Source organism: Blautia sp. HCP28S3_G10, from assembly GCF_052065235.1.
Classification (GTDB): Bacteria; Bacillota; Clostridia; order Lachnospirales; family Lachnospiraceae; genus Blautia_A.
This window is the reverse complement of the sequence record NZ_JBQHUL010000010.1, coordinates 38,945-64,251: the sequence shown is the minus strand read 5'-3', so window position 1 is coordinate 64,251 and position 25,307 is coordinate 38,945. Positions and strand designations below refer to the sequence as shown.

Sequence of the window (25,307 nt, the reverse complement as noted above, 5' to 3'; positions counted from 1 at the left end):
TTTATGACAAAAAATTATCAATTTGTATTCCCATGAAAGCGTTATTTCACCTTTCTTTTCTGTAAAATCGGGGCTGAATTTTTTATGTAAATCAAACGAAATGCATTTTGAGAAAAATATGAAATGAAATGCAATGTAAATGAAATAAAAACATTTCAAATAGTGAAAGATTTAAAGATGTGTAAAAATTAACAATTCGTTCTTGGATATTCTGCGAATTGAACCATGAAATGGATTGTATATAATAGGGTACATAGAAAAGAAAAACAAAACATTGTGGCCGCAATGCTAAAGCTCTAGGAGGAAGAAAAATGATACCTGTTGTAGAAAAAATGGAAATCTTTCCGGTAGCCGGACATGACTGTATGGAATTAAACCTTTCCGGCGCACATGCCCCTTATTTTACACGTAACATCGTAATCCTGACAGATTCCAACGGTGTAGAAGGTGTTGGTGAAGTACCAGGAGGCGAAAAGATTACAAACGCTCTGGAACAAGTAAAAGATCTGGTAGTAGGAACAAGCATTGCAGACTACAAACAGACACTGAACAAAGTTCGCAAATGGCTTGATTCAAACATCAAAGATGACGTACGTGGATTACAGACATTTGACCTTCGTACAGGCGTTCATGTAGTAACTGCAATTGAAGCCCCACTGCTCGACCTTCTTGGAAAATTCCTTGACGTTCCTGCAGCTGCTCTTATGGGTGATGGTATCCAGAGAGAAAGAGTTCAGTTCTTAAGTTACCTGTTTTATGTTGGAGACCGTAAGAAAACAGACCTTCCATATGAAGAAGAACCGGATGCAGACTGCGACTGGTATCGCCTTCGTCATGAAGAAGCTCTTACACCGGAAGCAATCGTTGCTCTGGCAAAAGCTACTCATGAAAAATATGGTTTCGTAGATTTCAAACTTAAAGGTGGAGTACTTGCACCGAAGGAAGAACTCAAAGCAGTTCAGGCAATCAAAAAAGAATTCCCTGAGGCAAGAGTTGACCTTGACCCGAACGGATGCTGGAGCCTGAAAGAAGCTCTGGAGATTGCTCCTCAGCTGAAAGAATGCCTCGCTTACTGCGAAGATCCATGTGGCGCAGAAAACGGATTCTCAGGACGTGAGATCATGGCAGAGTTCAGACAGCTTTCCGGAATGCCGACAGCAACAAACATGATTAACACAGACTGGAGACAGATGCATCATTGTCTGTCACTGCAGAGTGTTGATATCCCGCTTGCTGACCCACATTTCTGGACAATGAACGGTTCCGTACGTGTAGGCCAGATGTGCAATGACTTCGGTATGATGTGGGGCTGCCATTCCAATAACCACTTTGATGTCAGCCTTGCAATGGTAGTACAGTGTGCAGCAGCAATTCCTGGAAAAATGAATGGAATTGATACTCACTGGATCTGGCAGGAAGGTCGCGAACGTCTTACAAAGGAGCCAATGCAGATCGTTGACGGATGCATTGATCTTCCTAAGAAAGGCGGACTTGGTATCGAAGTTGACCGTGAACAGGTTCTTAAAGCACACAAACTTTACATGGAAAACTGCCTTGGAGCACGTGATGATGCAAAGGGAATGCAGTATCTGATCCCAGGTTGGAAATTTGACAACAAACGTCCTTGCCTGGTTCGTTAAGAAATACCCCCATATGAGGATCTGGAAACGGATCCTCCCCCTCTTGAAAAGTAACAAACGAATGAATATATGAAAAAGAAATAGAATGAGGAGAGAGAGAAATGTCTGAATCAACAAGAATGTTATTAGGACTTGCATTAGGTATTGTCGTAATGATCGTCCTGGTAATGAAAACAAAAGTACATTCCTTTATGGCACTGCTGATCGCGGCAATGATCACAGGAATCATCGGCGGAATGCCGATTTCAGATGTAACCCTCGCTGATGGCACAGTACAGACTGGTCTGATCACAGCCATTCAGGAAGGTTTTGGCAGCACATTAAAGAGCACCGGTATTATCATCGGTCTTGGCGTTATGATGGGCGGTATCCTGGAAAAATCAGGAGCTGCTGAAAAAATGGCTTACAGCTTTATTAAGCTGATCGGTCAGAAAAACGAAGAATGGGCACTGGCAATCACAGGTTGGTTTATTTCAATTCCGGTATTTGCCGATTCCGCAATCGTTATCTTTGCACCTCTTTGTAAGGCAATGTCCAAAGTAACAGGAAAATCTGTTATCGGACTTGCACTTTCACTGGCAGTTGGTCTTCAGCTGACACACTGTCTGGTTCCTCCGACACCAGGTCCTCTGACAGCTGCTGGAATGTTTAACGTAGATGTAGGACAGATGATCATCGGTGGTGCACTGATCTCTATCCCAATGCTGATCGTAGTAGTTTTCTATACAAAATGGATTGGAAAGAAAATCTATCAGGTTCCGAATGACAACGGCGGATTTGACAGAAAAGAGTTCAAACAGGAATATATCAAATCCATGGATGAACTGAATGCAATGATGGATGCAAAACCGCTTCCGGGATTCTGGGTATCTGTTGCACCGATCTTTATACCGATCGTGCTGATCCTTCTGAAAACAGTACTTGGTTTCGCTGGTATAAGCAACGATGTGATCAACTTTATCGGTTCTCCGATCGTAGCACTTGGAATTGGTACACTTCTTGCAATCTACGGACTTGTTCCGAAGGAAGATAACAAGAAAGTACTCAAAATGATGGATGACGCTATCAAAGACACAGGTATCATCATGCTGATCACAGGTGCCGGCGGATCCCTTGGAAACGTTGTAAAAGTAAGCGGTATCGGTACAGCACTTGGTGAAATGGTAACTTCATGGGCACTGCCGGCAGTACTTATTCCATTCATTATTGCAGCACTTATGCGTATCGCACTTGGATCTGCAACAGTTGCTATCACAACAGCAGCTTCCCTGTCAGCACCACTTATGAGCGTTCTGAGTATCAGCCCGCTGCTTATGTCCATTTCCTGTTGTGTAGGTGCAATTTCATTCTCTTACTTCAACGACAGTGGATTCTGGGTATTCAACGGAATGTTTGGTCTGACTGAACTGAAAGACCAGGTAAGATGTAAGACGGCTGTATCAATGATCATGTCAGTTGTAGGTGTTATTGAACTGCTGATCGCACAGTTCTTTATTTAATAATTCAAACCTGAAAAACTTCAGAAACCGTTCATGCCTGCATGTACAGGTTTCTGAGTTTGGAAGGCTTTTGGAATTATCATTACTTAATTATCAGTATCAATATTAATAAATCATATACAGACAAAGAAAAGGAGAAATAAAAATGAAAGTAGGATTTATCGGACTTGGAATTATGGGAAAACCAATGAGCAAAAACCTTGTAAAAGCTGGTCATGAGCTTGTTGTATTCGACTTCAATAAAGATGCAGTAGCAGAACTCGTAGAAGCTGGAGCAAAAGCAGCAAACAGCAGTGCAGAAGTAGCAGCTGAATGTGACACAATCATCACAATGGTTCCGAACTCCCCACACGTACGTGCAGTATGCCTTGGAGAAAACGGTGTATCTGATACAGCAAAACCTGGCACAGTTGTAATCGACATGAGTTCTATCGATCCGGTTGAATCCAAAAAGATCGGTGCTGAACTTGCAGAAAAAGGTATCGAACTGATGGATGCTCCTGTATCCGGTGGAGAACCAAAAGCAATCGACGGAACACTTTCCGTAATGGTTGGTGGCAAAAAAGAAACATTTGACAAATACTATGACCTTCTTATGACAATGGCTGGTTCTGTTGTATACGTTGGTGATCTTGGATCCGGAAACGTAGCAAAACTTGCAAACCAGGTAATCGTTGCAATCAATATTGCAGCAGTATCTGAAGCACTTACACTGGCTAAAAAAGCAGGAACAGATCCGGAACTTGTATATCAGGCAATCCGTGGCGGTCTTGCAGGATCCACAGTACTTGATGCAAAAGCACCTATGATGATGGATCACAACTTCAAACCAGGATTCCGTATTGAACTTCACATCAAAGACCTGAACAACGCACTGAATGCTTCCCATGCAGTAAATGCATGCCTGCCTCTGACATCTCAGCTGATGGAGATCATGCAGTCTCTGAAAGCAGACGGATGCGAAAAAGATGACCACAGCGCAATCGTAAAATTCTACGAAAAAGCTTCTAAAGTTTCTGTAGAAAAAGACAAATAATTATCTGAAATTAAATTCGAGGAGGAAAAAGAAATGGGATTCGTACCTAGAGGTATTATTCCGCCAATCATTACTCCACTTACTGATGATGGAGAAGTAAATTATCCAGTATTAAGACAGATGGTAAATCATCTGATCGACAATGGCGTACATGGTCTGTTCCCGCTTGGAACAACCGGTGAATTTTATGCATTTGATGATGATACATATCGTAAAATTCTTGAAACTGTAAAAGATGAAACAAGAGGACGTGTACCGGTATATGGTGGTGCAAACCACATTACTACAAGAGGCGTTATCCGTCTTGTAAAAATCTGTGAAGAAGTTGGAGTAGATGCAGTTTCTGTATTAACACCAATGTTCGTTTCTCAGACACAGGATGAACTTTATGCTTACTATAAAGAAATCGCTGAGAGCACAACTCTTCCGATCATCCTTTACAACAACAAACCAAAGACAAACGTTACAATCGAGCCTGCAACAGTTGCTAAACTGGCTGAGATTGATAATATTGTTGCTGTAAAAGACAGCACAGGTGATATGACAAATGCAGCAGAGTACATCCGTCTTACAAGAGACAATGACAATTTCCACGTACTGATGGGAAGAGATACTCTGATCCATGCAGCACTCTGTTACGGAGCAACAGGAGCAATCGCTTCCTGCGCAAACGTTGCACCACGTATCACAGCTGACATTTACGACAAGTTCATGGCAGGAGACCTGAAAGGATCCCTGGACGCTCAGTTCACACTGGCTCCGCTTCGTATTGCATGCAGCATGGGTACTTTCCCGGCTGTCATCAAAGAAGGACTTGTACAGGAAGGCATTCCGGTAGGAAAATGCCTGGCACCGATTGGTGAACTGAAACCTGAAGAAAAAGAAAAACTTCATCAGGTTCTTGTAGATATGAAACTTGTTTAATCCTCAGTTAAGAACTCAGAGTTCTATCTCCCAATAAAATAAAAGGCAGGAATGTAAGATGCGTATTTCTTATGATGAAATGAAAACACAGCTTAAAAACATTCTTGTGAAAAAAGGTTTCGATGAGAAACGAGCAGAGGAATCGGCGAAGAATTTCGCCGATTCTTCTTTAGATGGAGTATATTCTCATGGATACCAGCGTTTTCCAAGAGTGATAGAATACATTGAAAAAGGCTATATAGATATAAATGCAAAACCAGAAAAAATCTCAGGCTTCGGTGCTGCAGAAAGATGGGATGGTCATCTTGGAATGGGAAATCTCAATGCAAAAATGGCTATGGACAGAGCAGTGGAACTTGCAGGGCAGCATGGTATCGGACTGGTTGCTATGGCTAACACTAATCACTGGATGCGTGGCGGTGCTTATGGATGGCAGGCAGCAGAAAAAGATTGTATAGGAATCTGCTGGACAAATACGTGCCCGAATATGCCGGCTTGGGGAGCTGTTGATGGCAGAATTGGAAACAATCCGTTTGTACTGGCCGTGCCGGAAAGAAACGGAAATCATGTAGTTGTAGATACAGCCATGGCTCAGTACTCCTATGGAAAACTTTCGGTATGCAGACAGAATGGAACAATGCTGCCTTTCCCTGGCGGATACGATGAAGAGGGAAATCTTACCTGTGATCCGGCCGCTATCGAAAAAACAAGAAGAGTGATACCGATCGGTTACTGGAAAGGCTCCGGTCTCTCTGTTGTACTTGATCTGATCGGTGGCGTTCTTACTCTCGGAAGAACAGTTACAAAAGTGGGAAAAGAATGTGAATCAGAATACGGACTTACACAGGTATTTATTGCAATCCGTCCGGAACTTCTGAATCAGGATCCGGATAAGGCACAGGAAATCCTTGAAGAAACTCTGAAAGACATACAGGATTCCGTACCGGCAGAAGAAGGTCGTGCTGTCCGTTATCCTGGACAGGGAACGGTTAAAAGACGTCAGGAAAATCTGAAAGAGGGAATTCCTGTAAATGAAGAAATCTGGAAAAAGATCTGTACACTGTAAATAGACAAAAAATCCAGCTCAGGTGAAAACCGGGCTGGATTTTTATTACATCTTCAAAGCCAGATACAGCCGGACAGCATCCTGAAAATCGCGGGGATTATAGCCACAGCGGTTATGGATCTGGTTCAGTCTGTACTGAATCGTGTTTTTGTGAAGAAAAGTTTTCTCACAGGTTTCTTTCAGCGACATGTTACAGGAAAAATAAATTTTCAGGAGGTCTTTGTCTTCCTCAGAGAGTTCTGCAAGAGTTTTTTGCAGAAAATCCTTTTTGCTCTGGGCATTTGCGGATGCCAGGATAAGTTCAAGATCAAGATTTTCTGCTTCTATATAATTATGTTCACAATCTGCTGTTTTGAGTGCAATTGAAGCGGAAAAAGCAGAATCAGAAATATTGTGGATTAGTGAAGAATTTCCCACTGCAATACACAGGTCGTTTTTATGTTTCTGTGCAAAATCTGTCAGAAGATTTCTCCTGCGGTGGAAAATTCCGTTTTCAATCACCGCCAGATATTCGTCAGGATAAACGAAAGTGGAAAGAGTGATTTCCATTTTCATAAAAAGCCGGTGGATAGAGGCTTCCAGCGGACCGGAGGTATTGTGAAAACTGTCATCTGTTATTTTCAGTCGAAGAAGATAAAAAGAATTTTTTTCATCTATTTTCCATTTCTGAAGATTTTCTCTGAGATAATCCGGATGGATTTCTTCCTGATCAATAAGTCCGCGAAGAATATAGCTTTTCTTTTCTGCTTCGGTGCGGTTAAAAGCATCCAGTTCCTTTTCGCGTATCAGAAGACGGGTGATCCGTTCTGCCAGGCGGGCGTATTTACGGACTTTTTCAGGATCTCCTGTGATACCGATCACAGCGATCAGATTATGATTATGGTATACAGGTAGATTTACCCCTTTTTGTGTGCCAGTAAAGTGATCGTTTTCGCTGACTTCGATGATGCTGCCTTTTTCGGCGGCTTTTTTTCCAACTTCATGAAAAGTACCGATCCGGCTTTCATCTGTGCTGGCAAAAATCCGCCCGGAACGTTCTATAAAATTCACATTCTGTCCGCAGAGATCTCTGACTGTTTCGACAATCTGCTGGGCAAGAGATCTGGTAATATAAGGTGTCATAACTGCCTCCTGAAAATGATATTGGTACAGACAAATCCGGCAAAAGAGGATGGAAACAGTATAACATATTTTTGCAGATTCTGTAACACAAAAAGAACCGCTGGTCTGTACCGACGGTCCTTTTTGTTGAATATGTATATGGAGAAATCTATCAAGTATAGATAGCGGTAATTATAACAGGTGGAAAACCTGTTCAGCTGCTGCTGCCATATTGGCTTTTGCGGTAGCCGGGTCCATGGCCTCTTCCAGAGTGGAAATGCCACGTACGATCGGGAAGAACGCATCGATTCCCGCTTCATTGCAGGCAACAGCCTCTTTTGTAACGCTTCCTGCGAATGCAACAGTCTTTGCACCGTATTTCTTGCCGAGTTTCGCAACGCCGACAGGTGCTTTTCCCATTGCTGTCTGATGGTCCAGACGGCCTTCGCCTGTAACTACAACATCTGCATCTTTCATTTCGTCTTCCAGATGAACTGCGTTCAGAATCAGAGCGATTCCAGGTGTCAGCTCTCCTTTTAAGTAACTGAGAAATGCAAATCCAAGACCGCCTGCAGCACCTGCGCCTGCAGCGTTCATATTGTCATGTCCGACAAATTCGGAAGTAACTTTTGCGAAATTTTCCATGCCTGCATCAAGAACGGGAAGCATTTCAGAAGTAACACCTTTCTGAGGTCCGTAGATATAAGTTGCACCCTGGAAACCACAGAGAGGATTAGTAACATCACATGCAATTCTGAAATTGCACTGGGAAAGAAGATCAGCTTTGTCAGTAGTTTTTACGGAAGCAACTTTTGCAAGCGCCTGTCCGCCTTCGCCGACATCTTCGCCGTTTTTGTCAAGGAAAGTGAAGCCAAGTGCTTTCAGCATTCCGATGCCACCATCATTTGTGGCACTTCCGCCGATCCCGATGATGAAATTGCGGATTCCTTTGTTGATCGCATGGAGGATCATTTCGCCAACACCGTATGTGGTTGCTGCCATCGGGTCTTTTGTGCTGGAAATTGTGATTCCTGCTGCGGAAGCCATTTCCATAACAGCGGTGTTGCTTTCTTTCAGATATCCGTAATATGCATTTACAGGTTTGTGATAAGGTCCTGTAACGGTAAGATCTACGCGTTCGCCGTTAAGACCTTCGATCAGGGCATCAGTTGTTCCCTCACCGCCGTCTGCCAGCGGTTTTACAATAACTTCAGCATCTTTATGTGCAGCAAGAACACCTGCTTTTACAGCCATTCCCGCTTCCATGGAAGACATGCTTCCCTTAAATGAATCAACTGCTACAACAACTTTCATAATGAAACCTCCCATTGATTTGTTCCTTTTTTATTGCTGACTCTGTAGATTACGCTCCAGTCAGAATTGTAACTGTTCAGTACACTCACAGTTACTTATGTTATAAATACATTTTAGCATGGAAAAACAGGGCGGGATATGTTATGAGAAATAAAATCCGCCCTGTAATTGAAAAAAGATATGTTATCTGTAACAATAAAAACAAGTAATCTGGTTATGATTTCTGAAGCTGCAGATCACAGATCACCGAGGTTCTTTACCTGCTGCAAAAACCATCATCATTTCATTGGTGAGACTTATATCATTTCCCTGACCAACGACTTCACTGCGGTCAAACCACTGTGCCATGGACAGTTCTTCGTGATCTACTGTAAGAGTATCTTCTCCGTCCAGATCACAGAAAAATCCAAAAAGAAGGGTACCGGTGAAAGACCACGGCTGGCTTTTGTAATAACGGAGATTTTTTACCTTCAGACCTACTTCTTCCATAACTTCACGGTGTACAGTTTCCTCAATTGTCTCACCGATTTCTGCAAAACCGGCAATGAGAGCGTATTTTTTGAAATTTCGTCCTTCATATTTTGAAAGAATGATTTTGTCCCCGTTTGTGATCGCTACAATAACAGCAGGCATCAGAACCGGATATTCGTGACGGCCGCAGGAAGGACAGTACATCATACGTTCTTTTGTATCATGTTTCATAGGCTGTCCGCAGCATCCACAGAAACGGCGTGTGCTGTACCACTGATAAAGCTGATGGCCGGTGATCCCTGCAAAGGCATGGTAGCGTGGACCGACTGTGCGGAGAAGGCTGGTATTCTGGAAACTGTAATCCGGAAGAAGAGAAGTGTCCAGTCCAGGAATCAGGTAAAAACGCTCTTTGTCAATAGAAAAAAGATATATATAATTTTCGTACAGCCCGGAAATTTTTCCTTCCAGTTCCTGAAAACGCGGGAAAACGATATCAGATCCATTATTTTCCAGTTTCATAAAAACAGTGCCTTTGTCGTAGGTGAGAATATAACTGTTTCTATCCGGTGGAACAGGTTTGTATTCGTTGTGGTAAATATGAGGTGCAATATCCTGTATCATAAAAAACATTCCTTTCGTAATTGATTCACCGGCAACATTCTAAGTTGCTGTAAACAGTTACCATTTTAACCCTTTTGGCTGGCGAGAGCAACAGATAGTTTTTACATATTAAATAGATATTGTTTGATTAATCACATTTTTGCAAAAAAAATAACAAATTTACTGGAAAATACCGCCGGAATTATTGACAGCTAACTCATATCATGTTACTATAATGTCAGTATAATTCCATATAGAACATATGAAGTGCTGACTGTTGTCCGCGTAGCAGCCAGAAGAGGGAATCAGGTGAAAGTCCTGAGCGATCCGGTCACTGTAACAGAGGAATTTCCTTTCACAAGCCCATTGTACAGATGTATGAGAAGGGGAAAGGAAGTAATGATGCTGAAGTCAGGAAACCTGCTTTGTATGGCGAGGTTAAACTTCCGTGTAAAGTGTAACAACCAACTAGGGATATCCGCAATCCTGAGTGTTGTCTGCATGAAAAGCAGACATTTTTTATGGAATTCGCCTGTTCGTGTGAATTATACCTGTGTGCATTGTGGTAGCCGCCACAAGACACATAACCCTTAAAGGGTATGATTAAATGGCAGGCGGTACTACTCCGGATGTATTCGTTCCCTCCGCATAATTGAACGGATTCATTGTCTACCCCGGAGCAGTATCGCAAATCCTCAAAACGATTTCTGATCAGCAGCATGACTTCAGTCATAGCTGTTTTTTTATACTTCATAAAATGATTGAACACATTGTCTACAAAATATACTATTCTTCTTTTTGTTTTGACGCTTCTGTCGATTTTGTTTTCCCCTATTGATTTTCAGTATATGAGTATGATACATTTGATTTACAAAATAAATATAGCATTTGTGCACAATAGAATGCTGATTCGCAACGGCAGAATAGGATATAATTGCCTTATGTTACTTCAGATGCGAATGAAACCCGGGACAGAATAAACAATACTGACACAATGGATCATTACAGAAAAGTTATTGTACAACATGTACATGTGTAGCGGATTTTTTGCTGGACGGGAGGTAAAATGAGTAGATTTAATGAAGATGAACTGAAAGTGATCGGCAGCCATACACAATTTGGTATCTATGGAGCACCGGATATTGAGGTTCCGAGCTATAATTATCCAATTACTCCAAAAGAAAACATGCTTCGCATGCTTCGGGGAGAAAAACCTCTCTGGGTGCCTAATCAGACCCTGGAAAACAATGCCATACAGCCGTTGGTTATGGATGATGCCAGAGCAAGAAATTTTGGTGGAAAAGACTGGTTTGGGATTGAATGGGAATATGAACCTCTTACAAAGGCGGCTATGGTAAAACCTGGAACAAGAAGGCTGGATGATATTGAGAATTGGAAAACACTGGAATTTCCGGATCTTTCCAAGATTGACTGGGAAAAAGATTATAAAGAACGCTATGAAGGAAAAATTTCAGAGGATCGTCTTTCTTATTTCATTATCGTAAATGGCCTTTTTGAACGTACTGCAGATCTGACCAGTTTTGAAGATACGTTCTGTTATCTTCTGGAAGAACCGGAAACACTGACAGAATTCTATGACAAACTGGTAGACTGGCATATTGAACTGATTAAAATTGCAAAGAAATATTATCATGTTGATATGATTCTTTTCCATGACGATATGGGAACACAGATCAACACCTTCTTTTCGCCGAATACCTTCAGAGAATTATTTTTGCCGCAGTATCAGAAGATCACCAAGGCGGCGCATGATCTGGGAATGTATGTATGCCTTCATTCCTGCGGATGTATTTCCAAATTGATGCCTCTGATTATTGAAGCGGGCTTTGATGCATGGGAGGGACAGGATTCTGCCAATGACAAGAAAGCCATTATTGATGAATATGGCAAAGATCTTGCGCAGTGTACCCTTTATATTATTCCTGAGGATATGAGTGATGAAGATGCTGTTGCAGATATCCACAAACGTGTAGATGAATTGGGAGTAACCGGCAGATTTGCCTGTCGTCTGAGAGATAATAAGCCCGACAGAGCAGTAAACCTGGCAGAAGAACTTTATCGTTACAGTCGTGAAAAATTAGCAGAACAGCAGTGAGAGGAGAGTTAAAATGGGAGAGGAAAAACAGAATAAAAAAGGCCTTAGTGGTGCTTTGAAAAAGTTTTATGGAGTAGGTGACTGCGGCTTTACACTGATGTCAAACATTGAAAGCTATTATTTCAGCTTTTTCCTGACAAACCTGGCACAGTTCAGTCTTCCTATGGTTACATTTATCACAACCGTATCCAGTACAGTAGATGCGCTTCTTTCCTGGATCTACGGAGCAATTCTTAACAGCATCAAACCTATGAAATGGGGACGTTATCGATCCTGGCTTATTGCCATTCCATGGCTGGTTCCATTCCTGTATGCTTTCCAGTTTGTAAAAATCGGTGATGGAATATTGTCAGCAGTAATTATCATAATAGCAGCGATCGCCAGCCATGTGGCATGGAACTTTGCTTATGTTGCCAATGTATCCATGATCTCTGTTGCAGGAAGCACACCGGAAGAACGTTCTCAGCTTTCTTCTACCAGAGCAGCATGGGCAAATCTTTCCAAGGTTATCTTTTCCTATGTAGGACCTGGACTTGCAGCATTTATGGCGGGTATTATCGGTGAAGTAAACCAGTACGGTGCAGCGGCATTTGTACTTGGCTGTGTTATGGCAGTTCTTTATTATGCGCATTTCCGTATGTTTGATGGTTATGAAACTGTTCAGCCGGAAAAGAATGCAAAAACAACAGCAAAAGACAAAACAGGCGGGATGGATCTGATCCGTGCACTTCTCCAGAATCCTCCACTGATTGCACTTCTTATTGCGGACCTTGCAAAATTTATGTTCAACTTTGTACTTATGGGTGTTGCAGCGTACTATTTCTCTTATATTGCAGGAAACAGTGGTATGCTTCCTACATACATCCTTGTAACCAATATTTTCTGTGTAGTAGGAGCTTACCTCAGCAAAACACTGAGCAACAAATTCAGCACAAGAACTACCACTATCGGCGTTATGGCAATTCAGGCGGTGCTTCTGATCGTATCTTTCTTGTTCTATAATAATGTGACACTTGTTATCGTTCTTATGAGCGTTGCGATGTTTGGATATGGAATCACTTATGCATGTACACCGGCTCTTTATGGTGATACTATTGTATATAGTGAATGGAAAACAGGCAAAAATGCAGCCGGCTGGATCAGCGGACTTCAGAATGTGCCTCTGAAAGTTTCTATCATGACACGAGGAATCATCATTTCTGCCTGTCTGGCTATGGGAAATTTCAGCACAGATATAGATCCTGCACAGGCTCCGGAAGAACTGAAAAGAGCTATCAGCATCGGATTTATGATCATTCCTGCAATTGCCCTGATCATCGCTGTTGTTGCATTACTCTTTGGATTTAAACTTACCAGAGAAAAAGTTAATCAGTATGCAGCTGAGATCGCATCCCGTTCATAAAATAAAAAAGGACGGATCTTTATGAGCACAAATATCAGATTTTATCTGAACCTTCGGATGGTTGCAGATGAAATGCAGTCCAAAATCCCGGATTGTGTCTTTGTTCCGGGAGAAGATGAGAAATGTCTTCGGGGAATATGCTTTTATCGAAAAGGAATCCATCTGGAAAAGCAATATGCCTACATTATAAAAGAACAGGATATAACAGGGGAAACAGTGCCAAAAGTGCACTGTACCCTGATTGTGCTGGGAAAAATCCCCCCAGAATGGCTGAACAGCAAACACACGTTACTGAGTGTGCCGGCAGAGACAGACATTCTGGATCTTATGAACCTCTGCCAGGAGATTTTCAGGAAACATCTTTCCTGGGCAGAAGATCTTCAGGATATTTTTGTGAGAGAAGGAAGTGTGGATGATCTCTGTAAAGCAAGTGTGGATTATTTTCAGAACCCATTGTTTGTCCATGATCCCCAGATGACAGTGATCTCCTGTCCGATCTGGAGAGACAAGATGATCCCGTGGGAACAGGATGAGAGAACCGGCTGTATGATCATGCCTCTGGAAGAACTGAATGAGCTGAAAACAGACAGGGAATATCTGGAGACAATGACTACGCGGAATGCACAGATATTTTCAGCAGAACTGAGGGGATATCGGGATATTTATGTAAATATCTGGAACAGTTATGGAGGCTACGAAGGCAGACTGGTTATCTGCGAAATCGATAACGACCTGAAAGAAGGACAATTTGCGGCTGCAGAATATCTGGCGGAACTTGTACGGCTGACTCTTGCCAGGCGAGGCAAGATGGACAATACCTACAGCAGGGCGTTGGAACGGATGATCATATCCATACTTAGGGGAAAAGAATTGCCGGATTCAGAAATTGTCAGCAGAATCGGACAGTGTGGGTGGAAACAGCAGGATACCTATATCTGCATTCGTATGGATGCAGAAGAACAGGAAGGAAATCCTGGATCGGCAGCCAGCGTATGTAACTACGTTGAAGCCAGAGTGGCAGGAACCAAGGCTGTTTTTATGGAAGATCATATCTGCATCATTATTAATCTTTCTGTTAACAATCACTACACATCGGACATGGCCTGTATTTTGCGAGACGGTCTTTTTAAAGCTGGCATCAGTAATCCATTTCATGATTTCCTTGCGCTGGAACGGTATTACAGACAGGCTTCAATAGCGTTTGAATATTGTCGGAAGAAAAATGACATGATGTGGTATTATACTTTCGATGATATTGCTGTTGATTACATTTCGGATACCTGCTGTAAAGAATTCAGCCCGGAAGATCTCTGCGCTCATGAACTGATTCAGTTGATGGAATATGACAAAAAAAATAAAACAGAATTATACAAAACTTTAGTTACTTATATATTAAATGAAAGGAATACGGTAGCGACTTCTTCGAGCCTTTATGTTGGAAGGAGCACCTTGTTCTATCGCTTGAGGAAAATCCAGCAGATCACAGGTCTGGATACAGAACATATGGCACAGCCAAAACAGAATCTATATCTGAGGCTGTCGATTTACATAATGGAAAATTTAAATCAGGTTAATGAACAGAAATAAATTCGAAGGGAGAGGTTTTTATGCTTACACCAAAACAAAATTTGCTGGAAACATTGAAAAAAGACGGAAAGCCTGAGTGCTTATGTAATTCATTTACAATGTTCAGGGGTATTCCAGGAGATCCATGCTTTAAACTGATAAGAGGAAACCGTATTCGCGGCACTAATTCCTATGACCAGTGGGGTACACTGATTCTGTTTCCGGAAGATGCTCCGGCAGCAGTTCCTTATGTTACTGAAGAAAATCAGGTAATCAAAGATGTGACAGAATGGCGCAAATATGTGAAAGTTCCGGATCTGATCGGCAAGTGCTCTGACGGCTGGGAAGATGCCATTGCTGCAAAAGAAAAAATCGACCAGGATAAATATCTGACTATGGTAATTATGGGGACTGGTATTTTTGAGCAGCTTCATATGCTGATGACTTTTGAAGATACACTTATGAATTTCCTTCTTGAGCCGGAAGCTATGCATGAGCTTATTGATGTGATCTGCGAATATCGTCTTACCTATATGAAACTGGTTGTAGAACATCTTCATCCGGACTGTATTGTTTCTCATGATGACTGGGGCTCTAAAACAAGCCTCTTTATGTCACCGGAAGTCTGGAGAGAATTCTTCAAAGAACCATACCGCAAACTCTATGATTATCTTCATTCGCAGGGCGTCATCGTCATGCACCATGGTGATTCCTATATGGAACCGATAGTGGAAGATATGGCAGAAATCGGTGTGGATATCTGGCAGGGAGTTTTGAATACCAACAATATTGCTGCTATTTCCGAGAAGGTCGGAGACAGAATGCTTCTTATGGGTGGCGTGGATTCTGTTATTGACAGAGAAGATGCAACAGAAGAGGAAATCCGTAAAGAAACCAGACGTGCCTGCGAAGAGTACGGACATCTGAAAGGATACTGGCCGGGAATTACTTATGGTGGCCCTGGAACAATCTATCCACATGTAGAAGATATTGTGATTGATGAAATCAACAGATATAATAAAGAACGTTTTGGAGTAGCTATTTCCTGATCAGGAATTGTTGCCTGAATGTAAAATTCTTTCCTGAATATGATAAAAAGAAACGGGCATGCAGAAAACTGTATGCCTGTTTCTTTTTCCACTTTATAAAAAGCAGAAAATATGCGATAATCAGAGCAGTGTAAAAGTTAACGGAGGTGATGATATCATGGAAAAACCATATTGGGAAGGGAAACATTTTTCTTATTTCAGCAACAAAGAGTGTGAATACTTTCCGTGCCATAAAGGCGCGGATCCGGAGAACTTCAATTGTCTCTTCTGTTATTGTCCGCTGTATGCGCTGGGAGAAAACTGCGGCGGGAATTTCCGGTTTACAGAGAACGGAATAAAAGACTGTACAGAATGTCAGGTACCGCATAAAAGACAAAATTATGGATATATAACCGGAAAGTATCAGGAACTGGCGGAGTTGATCAAAAAGCAGAGAGAAGAATAAAATGTTACGTATATTACGCACAAAATCGACCCATGTTTCCGTTTCCATGAACACGCTTCGTTTTCGGGATACTTACGTGCGCCTGTTTGCAGCTGCTCCGCATAACTCGCACCGGAGGTGCTCAGACAATGCTTCACAGCAGCAGCTGGCACGTTGCGTATCCTCGAAAGCCTTGCTAGGTTCATAAAACGGAAACATGGGTCGATTTTTACCTATCGTTTTAACTGGCTCTCTGCATTACGTACATTATGTACTCCGCACAGCTCTGCCTCCTCTTTCCGGTACAGGGGCGGCGCCAGCGGACCGCGGCCCGAAGGACCGTGAAGTGACCCGGGGTGTGGTGGCACCACAAAGATGATACGGAAGAGAGGAAGGGAAGTTTTTTCTTATCTACATACAGGAAAAATTTAAAAACACATAGCAGACTGGTTAGGTAACTTAGCAAGGCTTTCGCAGATTCCGACTGCGCTAGCTGGGACTGTCGCAGCTTGTCTGAGCACGAAGTGCGAGTTCTGCGGAGACAGTTCCAAATCAGCGCGCTGGAGGAATCCGAAAACGCAGCGTGTCATTATCGTGGATAAGTGCTGTGTTTCTGGACATATTTCCGTATTTAAATTATAAATCACCGCTCACTCAGTATCATCTTCAACCGGGGAATATTATTGTTAAGGATAAGGTTTTCAGGAAACATTTCTTCATGCACAAATTCCTCTGCATATGTAAAATCCCCTACATGCTCTGTCCCGTGGCTGTCACTCGACAACACAACCGGAATTTCATATTTCCTGCAGTAACGCAGAATTTCCCTGTTATTATTCCGCGTATCACCTCTGTATCCGTATGGCGCAAGAGAGGCTTCATTGATTTCAAATATCACACCGTTTTGTCTGGCTGAATAAGCCAGAGTCTCGTAATCTGCCAGAAAAGCCGGATTATCACAGTGACCGAGAATCTTTACCGCAGGATGTCTCATGACATTCAGATAAGCTGTGGTATTTTCTTTGACAGATCCGCTTCTGAAATTCTGTGCATGCATACTTGCAATTGCATAATCCAGCTCTGAGAGAAGTTCATCAGACATATCCACCTTTCCGTCAAGATCCAGAATATTCAGTTCTACTCCGTAGAGAAGTTCAAGACCGAACCGTTTCCTGGGAGCATAGGTGAGACTTCTGAAATAAGAAGAAGTTCCGGATGCGAGAGTGCCGGGACCGTGATCTGTGATTCCGAGCAGTTTCAGTCCTTTGCGTGAAGCGGCCTTTGCCATATCGGAAATAGTGCAGGTTGTGCCATGACCGCTTGCGATTGTGTGAGTATGTATATCTGAAAGGTACATAAAAAGCCTCCTTATATATAGAAGAAAGATGCAGATAAAAATAAAATTCGTATTAATTATCAGTATGACAGTACAAATATGGAATGTCAATTAAAAAAATATATTTTTTGCACAATTCAACAAAAAACAAACAAAATCACAACAAAAACCACAACAAAACCCTCACAAAAACAAAAATGTACATGTTGATTTTTGTTGACATAGAAGACGGTGTCAGGTATAATTGCAGTATATGAATTAAGAAAGGAGATTGTGGAGATGTTTAATACCACAGATGTTCCAAAATCATCCAGGATACCGAAACTGGTAAAAGCGCTTTACGCAAAAATGCCGGTTATCGAATCTTCCAGGGCGAAACTTCTTACAGAGTCATATAAGGCTACCGAAGGCGAGCCAATGGTCTCCAGACGTGCGGAAGCTTTTGCCCATATACTTCGGAATATTCCAATCATCATTCGAGATGATGAACTGATCGTAGGAAGCAGTACCATCGCACCACGAGGCTGCCAGACTTTCCCGGAATTTTCCTATCAGTGGCTGGAAGATGAGCTGGATACAGTTGAAACCAGAAGTGCAGATCCTTTTTATATTGCCGAGGAAACCAAACAGGAATTAAGAGAAATACATAAATACTGGAAAGGTAAAACCTCCAGTGAACTGGCTACCTCTTATATGGCACCGGAAGCAATAAAAGCGATCGAACATAATATCTTTACACCTGGAAACTATTTTTATAATGGTGTAGGACACATAACTGTTAAATACGAAGAAGTTCTGGCAATCGGCTATAAGGGAATCATAGAAAAAGCTCAGAAAGAACTGGCAAAATGCCAGGTCGGAGACGGCAATTACGCAAGAAAGAGCCATTTTCTTAAAGCAGTGATCCTGTCCTGCCAGGCCGTGATCGAATATGCAGAGCGTTATTCCAGACTGGCTGCTCAAATGGCAGCAGAATGTACAGATCCTGTACGTAAACAGGAATTACTGAAGATTTCTCAGAACTGCAGTCGTGTGCCTGCCAATGGTGCGACAAGCTTTTATGAGGCATGTCAGTCATTCTGGTTTGTACAGCAGCTGATCCAAATGGAATCCAGTGGACATTCAATTTCACCCGGACGTTTTGATCAGTATATGTACCCGTATTATAAAGCGGATATGGACAGAGGCATTATCACCAGAGAATTTGCACAGGAACTTATAGATTGTATCTGGGTGAAACTCAATGACCTGAATAAATGTCGTGATGCTGTTTCAGCAGAAGGATTTGCAGGTTACAGCCTTTTCCAGAATCTGATCGTAGGCGGTCAGAATAAAGATGGAGAAGATGTGACAAATGACCTTTCTTTTATGTGCATTCAGGCTTCCAAACATGTTTTCCTGCCGATGCCGTCACTTTCTATCCGTGTATGGAACGGTTCACCTCATGAACTGTTGATCAAGGCAGCTGAACTTACGAGAACCGGTATCGGACTTCCGGCTTACTATAATGATGAAGTTATTATCCCGGCACTTCAAAACAGAGGACTTTCTCTGGAAGACGCGAGAGAATACAATATCATCGGCTGTGTGGAGCCACAGAAATCCGGCAAGACAAACGGGTGGCATGATGCCGCATTCTTCAATATGTGCCGTCCTCTGGAACTTGTTTTTGCAAACGGAAAAGATAAAGGTGAGATGGTAGGAATCCCGACAGGCGATGTCACAAAGATGACTACATTTGAAGAATTCTATGATGCATATAAGAAACAGATGGAATACTGCATCTCACTTATGGTAAATGCAGATAATGCTATTGATGTTGCACACGCAGAGAGATGCCCGCTTCCGTTCCTGGCTTCCATGGTAGATGACTGTATGGAAAGAGGTCTTACAGTAGAACAGGGCGGTGCTGTTTATAACTTTACAGGACCTCAGGGATTTGGTATTGCGAACATGGCAGATTCACTCTATGCGATTCGTAAGCTTGTATATGAAGAGAAAAAAGTTTCCATGAAAGAATATAAAGAAGCTCTGGCATGGAACTATGACAAAGGCCTTGATGAAAAGTCAGCGGCAGATATGACAGAAATGATCCTGAAAGGTATGCAGGAAGGCGGCATGGCAATCAGCGAAGATGTTGCAAAAGCTGTACTTCAGACGGTGATGAGACTGAAACCTACAGAAGAGCAGCTTCGCAGATTTGGTGAGATCCATCAGATGATTGATGAAGTTCCGAAATTTGGAAATGCCATTGATGATGTGGATTATTTTGCAAGGGATGTTGCCTACACATATACACGTCCGCTCCAGAACTACAAAAACCCGCGTGGAGGACAGTTCCAGGCAGGACTTTATCCGGTATCTGCAAACGTACCGCTGGGCGGACAGACAGGAGCCACACCAGATGGACGTTATGCTCATACACCTGTTGCAGATGGTGTTTCACCGTCATCAGGCAAGGACGTAAACGGACCGACAGCTGCAGCTACATCAGTTTCCAGACTTGATCACTTTATTGTATCCAACGGTACACTGTTCAACCAGAAGTTCCATCCGTCAGCGCTGGCGGGAAGAGAAGGACTGGAGAAATTTGTAGCACTGATCCAGGGATTCTTTGATCAGAAAGGTATGCATATGCAGTTCAACGTTGTAGACAGAGAAACACTTCTTGATGCACAGAAACATCCGGAGAATTATGCGCATCTGGTTGTTCGTGTTGCAGGATACAGCGCACTGTTTACCACACTTTCCCGATCACTTCAGGATGACATTATCAGAAGAACTGAACAGGGATTTTGATTACAAATTCAGATGTGCGGCAGGTGATGAAAGAATCGAGCCTGCACATCTGAAAAGAGGTAGAACATGGACTATTTAAACACTAAGGGCCGTATATTTGATATCCAGAGGTATTCAGTACATGATGGACCGGGGATCAGAACAATCGTATTCCTGAAAGGCTGTGTGCTGCGTTGCAGATGGTGCTGTAACCCGGAGTCACAGGAATATAAGATTCAGACAATGAAAGTTCTCGGAAAGGATAAGGTCATCGGCAGAGACGTTACAGTGGCAGAAATGATTGCTGAGGTAGAAAAAGACAGAGCTTACTACCGCCGCTCGGGCGGAGGTCTGACTCTTTCCGGAGGTGAAAGCCTCTGCCAGCCTGAATTCGCCAGAGATATGCTGAGAGCTGCGAAAGAGCATGGAATCAACACAGCTTTGGAGAGTATGGCATGTGCACCGTATGAGGTGATCGAATCGATACTTCCTTATCTCGATCTTTATCTTATGGATATCAAGCATACAAATCCGGAAAAGCACAAAGCCTTTACAGGCCGTGCAAATGACCTGATGATGGAAAATGCCAGAAAGGTTGCACTTTCCGGACAGACAAAGCTTATAATCCGTGTACCGGTTATTCCGACATTTAATGATACAGTAGAGGAAATACAGGGGATCGCCTCTTTTGCGGACACACTTCCGGGAGTAAAACAGATCCACCTGCTTCCGTATCACCGTCTTGGCCAGGATAAATATGAAGGACTTGGAAGACCATATTTAATGGAAGGAATCCTTCCGCCGACACAGGAAAAAATGGACACTCTGAAGAAAGCTGCCGAGGCGGCAAGCTCTCTGAAGGTTCAGATTGGCGGCTGATCGGAGACACAGATAACACAAAATTAACAAAACAATAAAAACAACACAAAAAACCCAATAAAACAACAGAAAACAACGATATTTTCTTGACAATATAGGGCATAAGGAGTAAAATCTCCTTAGAAATAAAAAAGAAACCAACCAAATTGCTTAAGGAGGAAAACAAGCATGGTAAACGAATTTGAAATCAAAAAACAGATCTGTGACATCGGAAAACGTATCTACGACCGTAACATGGTAGCAGCAAACGACGGAAATATTTCCGTAAAACTGAATGACAACGAATTCCTCTGCACACCAACAGGTGTATCCAAAGGATTTATGACACCAGAGTTTATCTGTAAAGTAGATAAAGAAGGTAACGTAATCCAGGCTAACCCGGGATTCAAACCATCTTCAGAAATCAAAATGCATATGAGAGTATATCAGCAGAGACCGGACGTTGGATCTGTTGTACATGCTCATCCAATCTATGCAACTTCTTTTGCAATCGCTGGTATTCCGCTGACACAGCCGATCATGCCTGAAGCTGTTATCGCTCTTGGATGTGTTCCGATCGCTGAGTACGGTACACCTTCCACAATGGAAATTCCGGATAATCTGGAAAAATACCTTCCATACTTCGATGCAGTTCTTCTTGAGAACCACGGAGCTCTTACATGGAGCACAGACCTGAACGCAGCATACATGAAGATGGAATCCGTTGAATTCTATGCACAGCTTCTGTATCAGAGCAAAGTTCTTGGCGGACCAAAGGAATTCGACAAAGAAAACATCGAAAAACTTTATGCAATCCGTCGTAAATTCGGTATGCCAGGAAAACATCCTGCAAACATCTGTCTGAACAAAGACGGAAAGAACTGCCATAACTGTGGTGGAGCCTGCCACAACGAAGATTACAAACAGTTCCCAGGATATCAGTATGACTTTGTTGGTAAAGATACAGCAGCAGCACCAGCTGGAAACGATGCTGAACTGGTTGCAGCAATCACCAAAAAAGTTATGGAACAGCTTGGAATGAAATAATCAGAGTAAAACAAATTTTGTTTAACTCTTCATATTAAGGAGGACAATCTCATGCCAATAAGTGAGAGCATGGTACAGGATATTGTACAGGAAGTTATGGCAAAAATGCAGATTGCAGATGCTCCGACCGGTAAACATGGTATTTTCAAAGATATGAACGATGCAATCGAGGCTGCAAAGAAGTCCGAACTGATCGTAAAGAAAATGTCCATGGATCAGAGAGAAAAAATCATTACCTGCATTCGTAAAAAAATTAAAGAAAATGCAGAAGTTATGGCTCGTATGGGCGTTGATGAAACCGGAATGGGAAATGTAGGGGACAAAATCCTCAAACATCATCTGGTAGCAGACAAAACACCTGGTACAGAAGACATTACAACTACTGCATGGTCTGGTGACAGAGGACTGACACTGATCGAAATGGGACCTTTTGGTGTTATCGGTGCGATCACACCTTGTACAAACCCGAGTGAAACAATTCTCTGTAATACAATAGGAATGCTCGCAGGCGGAAATACAGTAGTATTCAATCCACACCCGGCAGCAATCAAGACTTCCATCTTTGCGATCAACCTGGTAAACGAAGCTTCCCTGGAAGCAGGCGGACCGGACAACATCGCAGTAACAGTTGAGAAGCCAACCCTTGAAACAAGCAATATCATGATGAAACATAAAGATATTCCGCTGATCGCAGCAACAGGCGGTCCTGGCGTTGTAACCGCAGTTCTTTCTTCAGGTAAGAGAGGAATCGGAGCAGGAGCAGGAAACCCGCCGGCAGTTGTTGATGAAACAGCAGATATCCGCAAAGCAGCTCAGGACATCGTAAACGGATGTACATTTGACAACAACCTTCCTTGTATTGCTGAGAAAGAAGTTGTTGCAGTATCTTCTGTTGTTGATGAACTGATGCACTACATGCTTACAGAAAATGACTGCTATCTTGCATCAAAAGAAGAACAGGACAAACTTACCTCTGTTGTTCTTGCAGGAGGTAAACTGAACCGTAAATGTGTAGGACGTGACGCGAGAACACTTCTTTCCATGATCGGGGTAAATGCACCGGCAAATATCCGCTGCATCATCTTTGAGGGACCGAAGGAACATCCGCTTATCACAACAGAGCTTATGATGCCAATCCTTGGAATCGTCAGAGCAAAAGACTTCGACGATGCTGTAGAGCAGGCAGTATGGCTGGAACACGGAAACCGTCATTCCGCACATATTCATTCCAAGAACATTGACAACATCACCAAATATGCGAAAGCAATCGACACAGCAATCCTCGTTAAGAACGGACCTTCCTATTCAGCACTTGGATTCGGTGGAGAAGGATACTGTACATTTACTATCGCAAGCCGTACAGGAGAAGGACTTACAAGCGCAAGCACATTCACAAAGAGAAGACGCTGCGTAATGTCAGACAGCCTTTGCATTCGCTAATCAGGAGGAAATAAAACAATGGATATGAATAATGTAAATATCGAAGAGATTGTTAAACAGGTTCTTTCCGGAATGACCGGAAACGCACCGGCTGCATCAGCAGCACCGGCAGCTCCTGTTGCAGGAAAAGCAATCCCGAAAACAGCACGTGTTGCAATGATGACCGAGAAAAAACATTTCGAACTTCAGGAATATCCGCTTCCGGAACTGGGAGATGACGATATCCTTGTTAAAGTAGAAGGCTGCGGTGTCTGCGGAACAGATGCTCATGAATATAAAAATGACCCGTTCGGACTTATCCCTGTAGTTCTCGGACATGAGGGAACAGGTGAGATTGTTGCAATGGGTAAAAACGTTAAAGTTGATACAGCCGGAAAACCGGTTAAAGTAGGCGATAAAGTTGTTACTTGTATGATCTTCAAAGATGATCCGGAAATCACAATGTTCGACCTGAACAAAAAAAATGTCGGCGGAGCTGATGTCTATGGACTTCTTCCGGATGATGATGTAAAATTCAACGGATGGTTTGCTGATTACATCTTCATCAGAGGTGGAAATTTTGGCTCCACATTCTTCAATGTAAGTGATCTGGATCTGGATTCCCGTATCCTCATCGAGCCATGTGCAGTACTTGTACATGCAGTTGAAAGAGCAAAAACAACAGGCATCCTGAAATTCAACAGCAGAGTTGTTGTTCAGGGCTGCGGACCGATTGGTCTTATCTGCATCGCTGTTCTTCACACAATGGGTGTTCAGAATATCTGCGCTGTAGACGGAAACGCAAAACGTCTTGAATTTGCCAAGAAAATGGGCGCAAACGCAACTGTAGACTTCACACAGCATCAGGGACTTGAAGCTCTGACAGAAGCTGTAAAGGAAGCTCAGGAAGGTCATCTTGCAGATTTTGCATTCCAGTGCACAGGAAATCCGCATGCACATGCAAACATCTACAAATTTATCCGCAACGGTGGTGGTCTCTGCGAACTTGGTTTCTTCATCAATGGTGGAGATGCAACAATCAACCCGCACTTTGACCTCTGCTCCAAAGAAATCAACCTTGTTGGTTCCTGGGTATACAACCTGAGAGATTATGCAACAACATTTGATTTCCTTAAGAGAGCAAAAGCAATCGGACTTCCGATGTCTGACCTGATCACTCACAAGTTCCCACTTGAAGAGATCAACGAAGCACTGGAAACAAACCTGGCAATGACAGGTCTGAAGATTGCAATCGTTAACAAATAATAAGTGACTGTAAAGTTACATAAATCCGTAAATAAAGGAGAAGCAAAATGGCAGAAGCTGTAGGAATTTTGGAAGTGTTCGGGCTGGCAACAGCCTTTGTAGCGGCAGATGCCGGATGTAAGGCTGCAAATGTCCGCCTGGAGGTATTCGACAAGAATAAACCTGCAAATGCAGACAGCCTGCCAGTACCGCTTCTGGTATGCATCAAGTTCCGGGGAAGTGTGGAAGATGTAACCGCTGCTGTGGAAGCCGGAATGGCAGAAGCAGAACGTCGGACTGGTGTGGTGCAGCATTACGTAATACCGAATCCTACAGAGGATACGGTGAAGATGCTGAAGATCAGTGCTCTGGATAAAGATTAACAGACACTGACATCCAGTTAAACTGCCTGCTAT

At 42.7% G+C, this 25,307-nt stretch carries 20 protein-coding genes and 1 riboswitch; of the genes, 16 read left to right on the top strand and 4 right to left on the bottom strand.

Annotation, left to right across the window (positions count from 1 at the left end; genetic code table 11):
* The first annotated feature begins 311 nt into the window (after positions 1–311).
* From ACTNB8_RS06290 to yiaK, 5 genes are all read left to right on the top strand, one after another.
* Entirely contained in the window at positions 312–1,640 is a 1,329-nt protein-coding gene (locus tag ACTNB8_RS06290; protein WP_441053209.1) for an enolase C-terminal domain-like protein, read from the top strand.
* Positions 1,641–1,741: 101 nt separating this feature from the next.
* Entirely contained in the window at positions 1,742–3,139 is a 1,398-nt protein-coding gene (locus ACTNB8_RS06285) for a GntP family permease (RefSeq protein ID WP_441053208.1), read from the top strand.
* A 145-nt stretch (positions 3,140–3,284) separates the two neighbouring features.
* Entirely contained in the window at positions 3,285–4,175 is an 891-nt protein-coding gene (gene garR / locus ACTNB8_RS06280) for a 2-hydroxy-3-oxopropionate reductase (protein WP_296154994.1), read from the top strand.
* A gap of 33 nt (positions 4,176–4,208) precedes the next feature.
* Positions 4,209–5,099, top strand: coding sequence for a dihydrodipicolinate synthase family protein (locus ACTNB8_RS06275; RefSeq protein ID WP_296154995.1), 891 nt, complete (start codon positions 4,209–4,211; stop codon positions 5,097–5,099).
* Between the two features lie 58 nt (positions 5,100–5,157).
* A complete protein-coding gene (gene yiaK, locus ACTNB8_RS06270; RefSeq protein ID WP_441053205.1) occupies positions 5,158–6,165 on the top strand; it encodes a 3-dehydro-L-gulonate 2-dehydrogenase in 1,008 nt (335 codons plus the stop codon).
* A 45-nt stretch (positions 6,166–6,210) separates the two neighbouring features.
* Here yiaK and ACTNB8_RS06265 read toward each other — a convergent pair whose 3' ends face one another.
* The 3 genes from ACTNB8_RS06265 to nudC all read right to left on the bottom strand — a co-directional run bounded on the left by ACTNB8_RS06265 (position 6,211) and on the right by nudC (position 9,672).
* Positions 6,211–7,287 (bottom strand): CdaR family transcriptional regulator, encoded by a 1,077-nt coding sequence (locus tag ACTNB8_RS06265; protein ID WP_441053204.1) that lies wholly within the window; start codon positions 7,285–7,287, stop codon positions 6,211–6,213.
* Positions 7,288–7,458: 171 nt separating this feature from the next.
* Positions 7,459–8,580 (bottom strand): glycerate kinase family protein, encoded by a 1,122-nt coding sequence (locus ACTNB8_RS06260; protein ID WP_441053202.1) that lies wholly within the window; start codon positions 8,578–8,580, stop codon positions 7,459–7,461.
* Positions 8,581–8,823: 243 nt separating this feature from the next.
* Positions 8,824–9,672, bottom strand: a complete 849-nt coding sequence (gene nudC / locus ACTNB8_RS06255) for an NAD(+) diphosphatase (protein WP_441053200.1) — start codon at positions 9,670–9,672, stop codon at positions 8,824–8,826.
* 227 nt (positions 9,673–9,899) lie between these two features.
* A riboswitch (cobalamin riboswitch) is annotated at positions 9,900–10,093 on the top strand.
* A 624-nt stretch (positions 10,094–10,717) separates the two neighbouring features.
* Here nudC and ACTNB8_RS06250 point away from each other — a divergent pair.
* The 5 genes from ACTNB8_RS06250 to ACTNB8_RS06230 all read left to right on the top strand — a co-directional run bounded on the left by ACTNB8_RS06250 (position 10,718) and on the right by ACTNB8_RS06230 (position 16,229).
* Positions 10,718–11,767: a uroporphyrinogen decarboxylase family protein gene (locus ACTNB8_RS06250; RefSeq protein ID WP_441053198.1), complete on the top strand. Its 1,050-nt coding sequence runs from the start codon at positions 10,718–10,720 to the stop codon at positions 11,765–11,767.
* A 13-nt stretch (positions 11,768–11,780) separates the two neighbouring features.
* Positions 11,781–13,169, top strand: coding sequence for an MFS transporter (locus tag ACTNB8_RS06245; RefSeq protein ID WP_441053197.1), 1,389 nt, complete (start codon positions 11,781–11,783; stop codon positions 13,167–13,169).
* 21 nt (positions 13,170–13,190) lie between these two features.
* A complete protein-coding gene (locus ACTNB8_RS06240; protein ID WP_441053195.1) occupies positions 13,191–14,756 on the top strand; it encodes a PucR family transcriptional regulator in 1,566 nt (521 codons plus the stop codon).
* Positions 14,757–14,776: 20 nt separating this feature from the next.
* Positions 14,777–15,784 carry a uroporphyrinogen decarboxylase family protein gene (locus ACTNB8_RS06235; protein WP_441053194.1) on the top strand — a complete coding sequence of 336 codons (1,008 nt, stop codon included), beginning with the start codon at positions 14,777–14,779 and terminating at the stop codon, positions 15,782–15,784.
* Positions 15,785–15,941: 157 nt separating this feature from the next.
* A complete protein-coding gene (locus ACTNB8_RS06230) occupies positions 15,942–16,229 on the top strand; it encodes a cysteine-rich small domain-containing protein (protein WP_441053193.1) in 288 nt (95 codons plus the stop codon).
* Between the two features lie 622 nt (positions 16,230–16,851).
* On the opposite strand, the gene ACTNB8_RS06225 is transcribed toward ACTNB8_RS06230, so the two are convergent.
* Positions 16,852–17,565 carry a phosphatase gene (locus ACTNB8_RS06225; RefSeq protein ID WP_441053191.1) on the bottom strand — a complete coding sequence of 238 codons (714 nt, stop codon included), beginning with the start codon at positions 17,563–17,565 and terminating at the stop codon, positions 16,852–16,854.
* A 258-nt stretch (positions 17,566–17,823) separates the two neighbouring features.
* Between ACTNB8_RS06225 and ACTNB8_RS06220 the strand changes: the two genes are divergently transcribed.
* The 6 genes from ACTNB8_RS06220 (at position 17,824) to ACTNB8_RS06195 (ending at position 25,274) form a co-directional block, all read left to right on the top strand.
* Positions 17,824–20,343 (top strand): glycyl radical protein, encoded by a 2,520-nt coding sequence (locus ACTNB8_RS06220; RefSeq protein ID WP_441053189.1) that lies wholly within the window; start codon positions 17,824–17,826, stop codon positions 20,341–20,343.
* Between the two features lie 66 nt (positions 20,344–20,409).
* The gene (locus ACTNB8_RS06215) at positions 20,410–21,201 is read left to right on the top strand and encodes a glycyl-radical enzyme activating protein (RefSeq protein WP_441053187.1); all 792 of its coding nucleotides are present in this window, start codon (positions 20,410–20,412) and stop codon (positions 21,199–21,201) included.
* Positions 21,202–21,369: 168 nt separating this feature from the next.
* Positions 21,370–22,227: a class II aldolase/adducin family protein gene (locus ACTNB8_RS06210; RefSeq protein WP_441053185.1), complete on the top strand. Its 858-nt coding sequence runs from the start codon at positions 21,370–21,372 to the stop codon at positions 22,225–22,227.
* A 51-nt stretch (positions 22,228–22,278) separates the two neighbouring features.
* Entirely contained in the window at positions 22,279–23,667 is a 1,389-nt protein-coding gene (locus ACTNB8_RS06205) for an aldehyde dehydrogenase family protein (protein ID WP_441053183.1), read from the top strand.
* An 18-nt stretch (positions 23,668–23,685) separates the two neighbouring features.
* On the top strand, positions 23,686–24,912 hold the full coding sequence (locus ACTNB8_RS06200; RefSeq protein WP_441053181.1) for a zinc-dependent alcohol dehydrogenase: 1,227 nt from the start codon (positions 23,686–23,688) through the stop codon (positions 24,910–24,912).
* Positions 24,913–24,959: 47 nt separating this feature from the next.
* A complete protein-coding gene (locus tag ACTNB8_RS06195) occupies positions 24,960–25,274 on the top strand; it encodes a BMC domain-containing protein (RefSeq protein ID WP_296155020.1) in 315 nt (104 codons plus the stop codon).
* Positions 25,275–25,307 lie beyond the last annotated feature (33 nt).

Coding starts and splice junctions, on each gene's coding strand:
- ACTNB8_RS06230 (WP_441053193.1), top strand. CDS start 15,942: ATGGAAAAACCATATTGGGAAGGGAAACATTTTTCTTATTTCAGCAAC.
- ACTNB8_RS06240 (WP_441053195.1), top strand. CDS start 13,191: ATGAGCACAAATATCAGATTTTATCTGAACCTTCGGATGGTTGCAGAT.
- ACTNB8_RS06235 (WP_441053194.1), top strand. CDS start 14,777: ATGCTTACACCAAAACAAAATTTGCTGGAAACATTGAAAAAAGACGGA.
- ACTNB8_RS06260 (WP_441053202.1), bottom strand. CDS start 8,580: ATGAAAGTTGTTGTAGCAGTTGATTCATTTAAGGGAAGCATGTCTTCC.
- ACTNB8_RS06215 (WP_441053187.1), top strand. CDS start 20,410: ATGGACTATTTAAACACTAAGGGCCGTATATTTGATATCCAGAGGTAT.
- ACTNB8_RS06275 (WP_296154995.1), top strand. CDS start 4,209: ATGGGATTCGTACCTAGAGGTATTATTCCGCCAATCATTACTCCACTT.
- ACTNB8_RS06210 (WP_441053185.1), top strand. CDS start 21,370: ATGGTAAACGAATTTGAAATCAAAAAACAGATCTGTGACATCGGAAAA.
- ACTNB8_RS06285 (WP_441053208.1), top strand. CDS start 1,742: ATGTCTGAATCAACAAGAATGTTATTAGGACTTGCATTAGGTATTGTC.
- nudC (WP_441053200.1), bottom strand. CDS start 9,672: ATGATACAGGATATTGCACCTCATATTTACCACAACGAATACAAACCT.
- ACTNB8_RS06245 (WP_441053197.1), top strand. CDS start 11,781: ATGGGAGAGGAAAAACAGAATAAAAAAGGCCTTAGTGGTGCTTTGAAA.
- ACTNB8_RS06265 (WP_441053204.1), bottom strand. CDS start 7,287: ATGACACCTTATATTACCAGATCTCTTGCCCAGCAGATTGTCGAAACA.
- ACTNB8_RS06290 (WP_441053209.1), top strand. CDS start 312: ATGATACCTGTTGTAGAAAAAATGGAAATCTTTCCGGTAGCCGGACAT.
- ACTNB8_RS06195 (WP_296155020.1), top strand. CDS start 24,960: ATGGCAGAAGCTGTAGGAATTTTGGAAGTGTTCGGGCTGGCAACAGCC.
- ACTNB8_RS06250 (WP_441053198.1), top strand. CDS start 10,718: ATGAGTAGATTTAATGAAGATGAACTGAAAGTGATCGGCAGCCATACA.
- garR (WP_296154994.1), top strand. CDS start 3,285: ATGAAAGTAGGATTTATCGGACTTGGAATTATGGGAAAACCAATGAGC.
- yiaK (WP_441053205.1), top strand. CDS start 5,158: ATGCGTATTTCTTATGATGAAATGAAAACACAGCTTAAAAACATTCTT.
- ACTNB8_RS06225 (WP_441053191.1), bottom strand. CDS start 17,565: ATGTACCTTTCAGATATACATACTCACACAATCGCAAGCGGTCATGGC.
- ACTNB8_RS06220 (WP_441053189.1), top strand. CDS start 17,824: ATGTTTAATACCACAGATGTTCCAAAATCATCCAGGATACCGAAACTG.
- ACTNB8_RS06205 (WP_441053183.1), top strand. CDS start 22,279: ATGCCAATAAGTGAGAGCATGGTACAGGATATTGTACAGGAAGTTATG.
- ACTNB8_RS06200 (WP_441053181.1), top strand. CDS start 23,686: ATGGATATGAATAATGTAAATATCGAAGAGATTGTTAAACAGGTTCTT.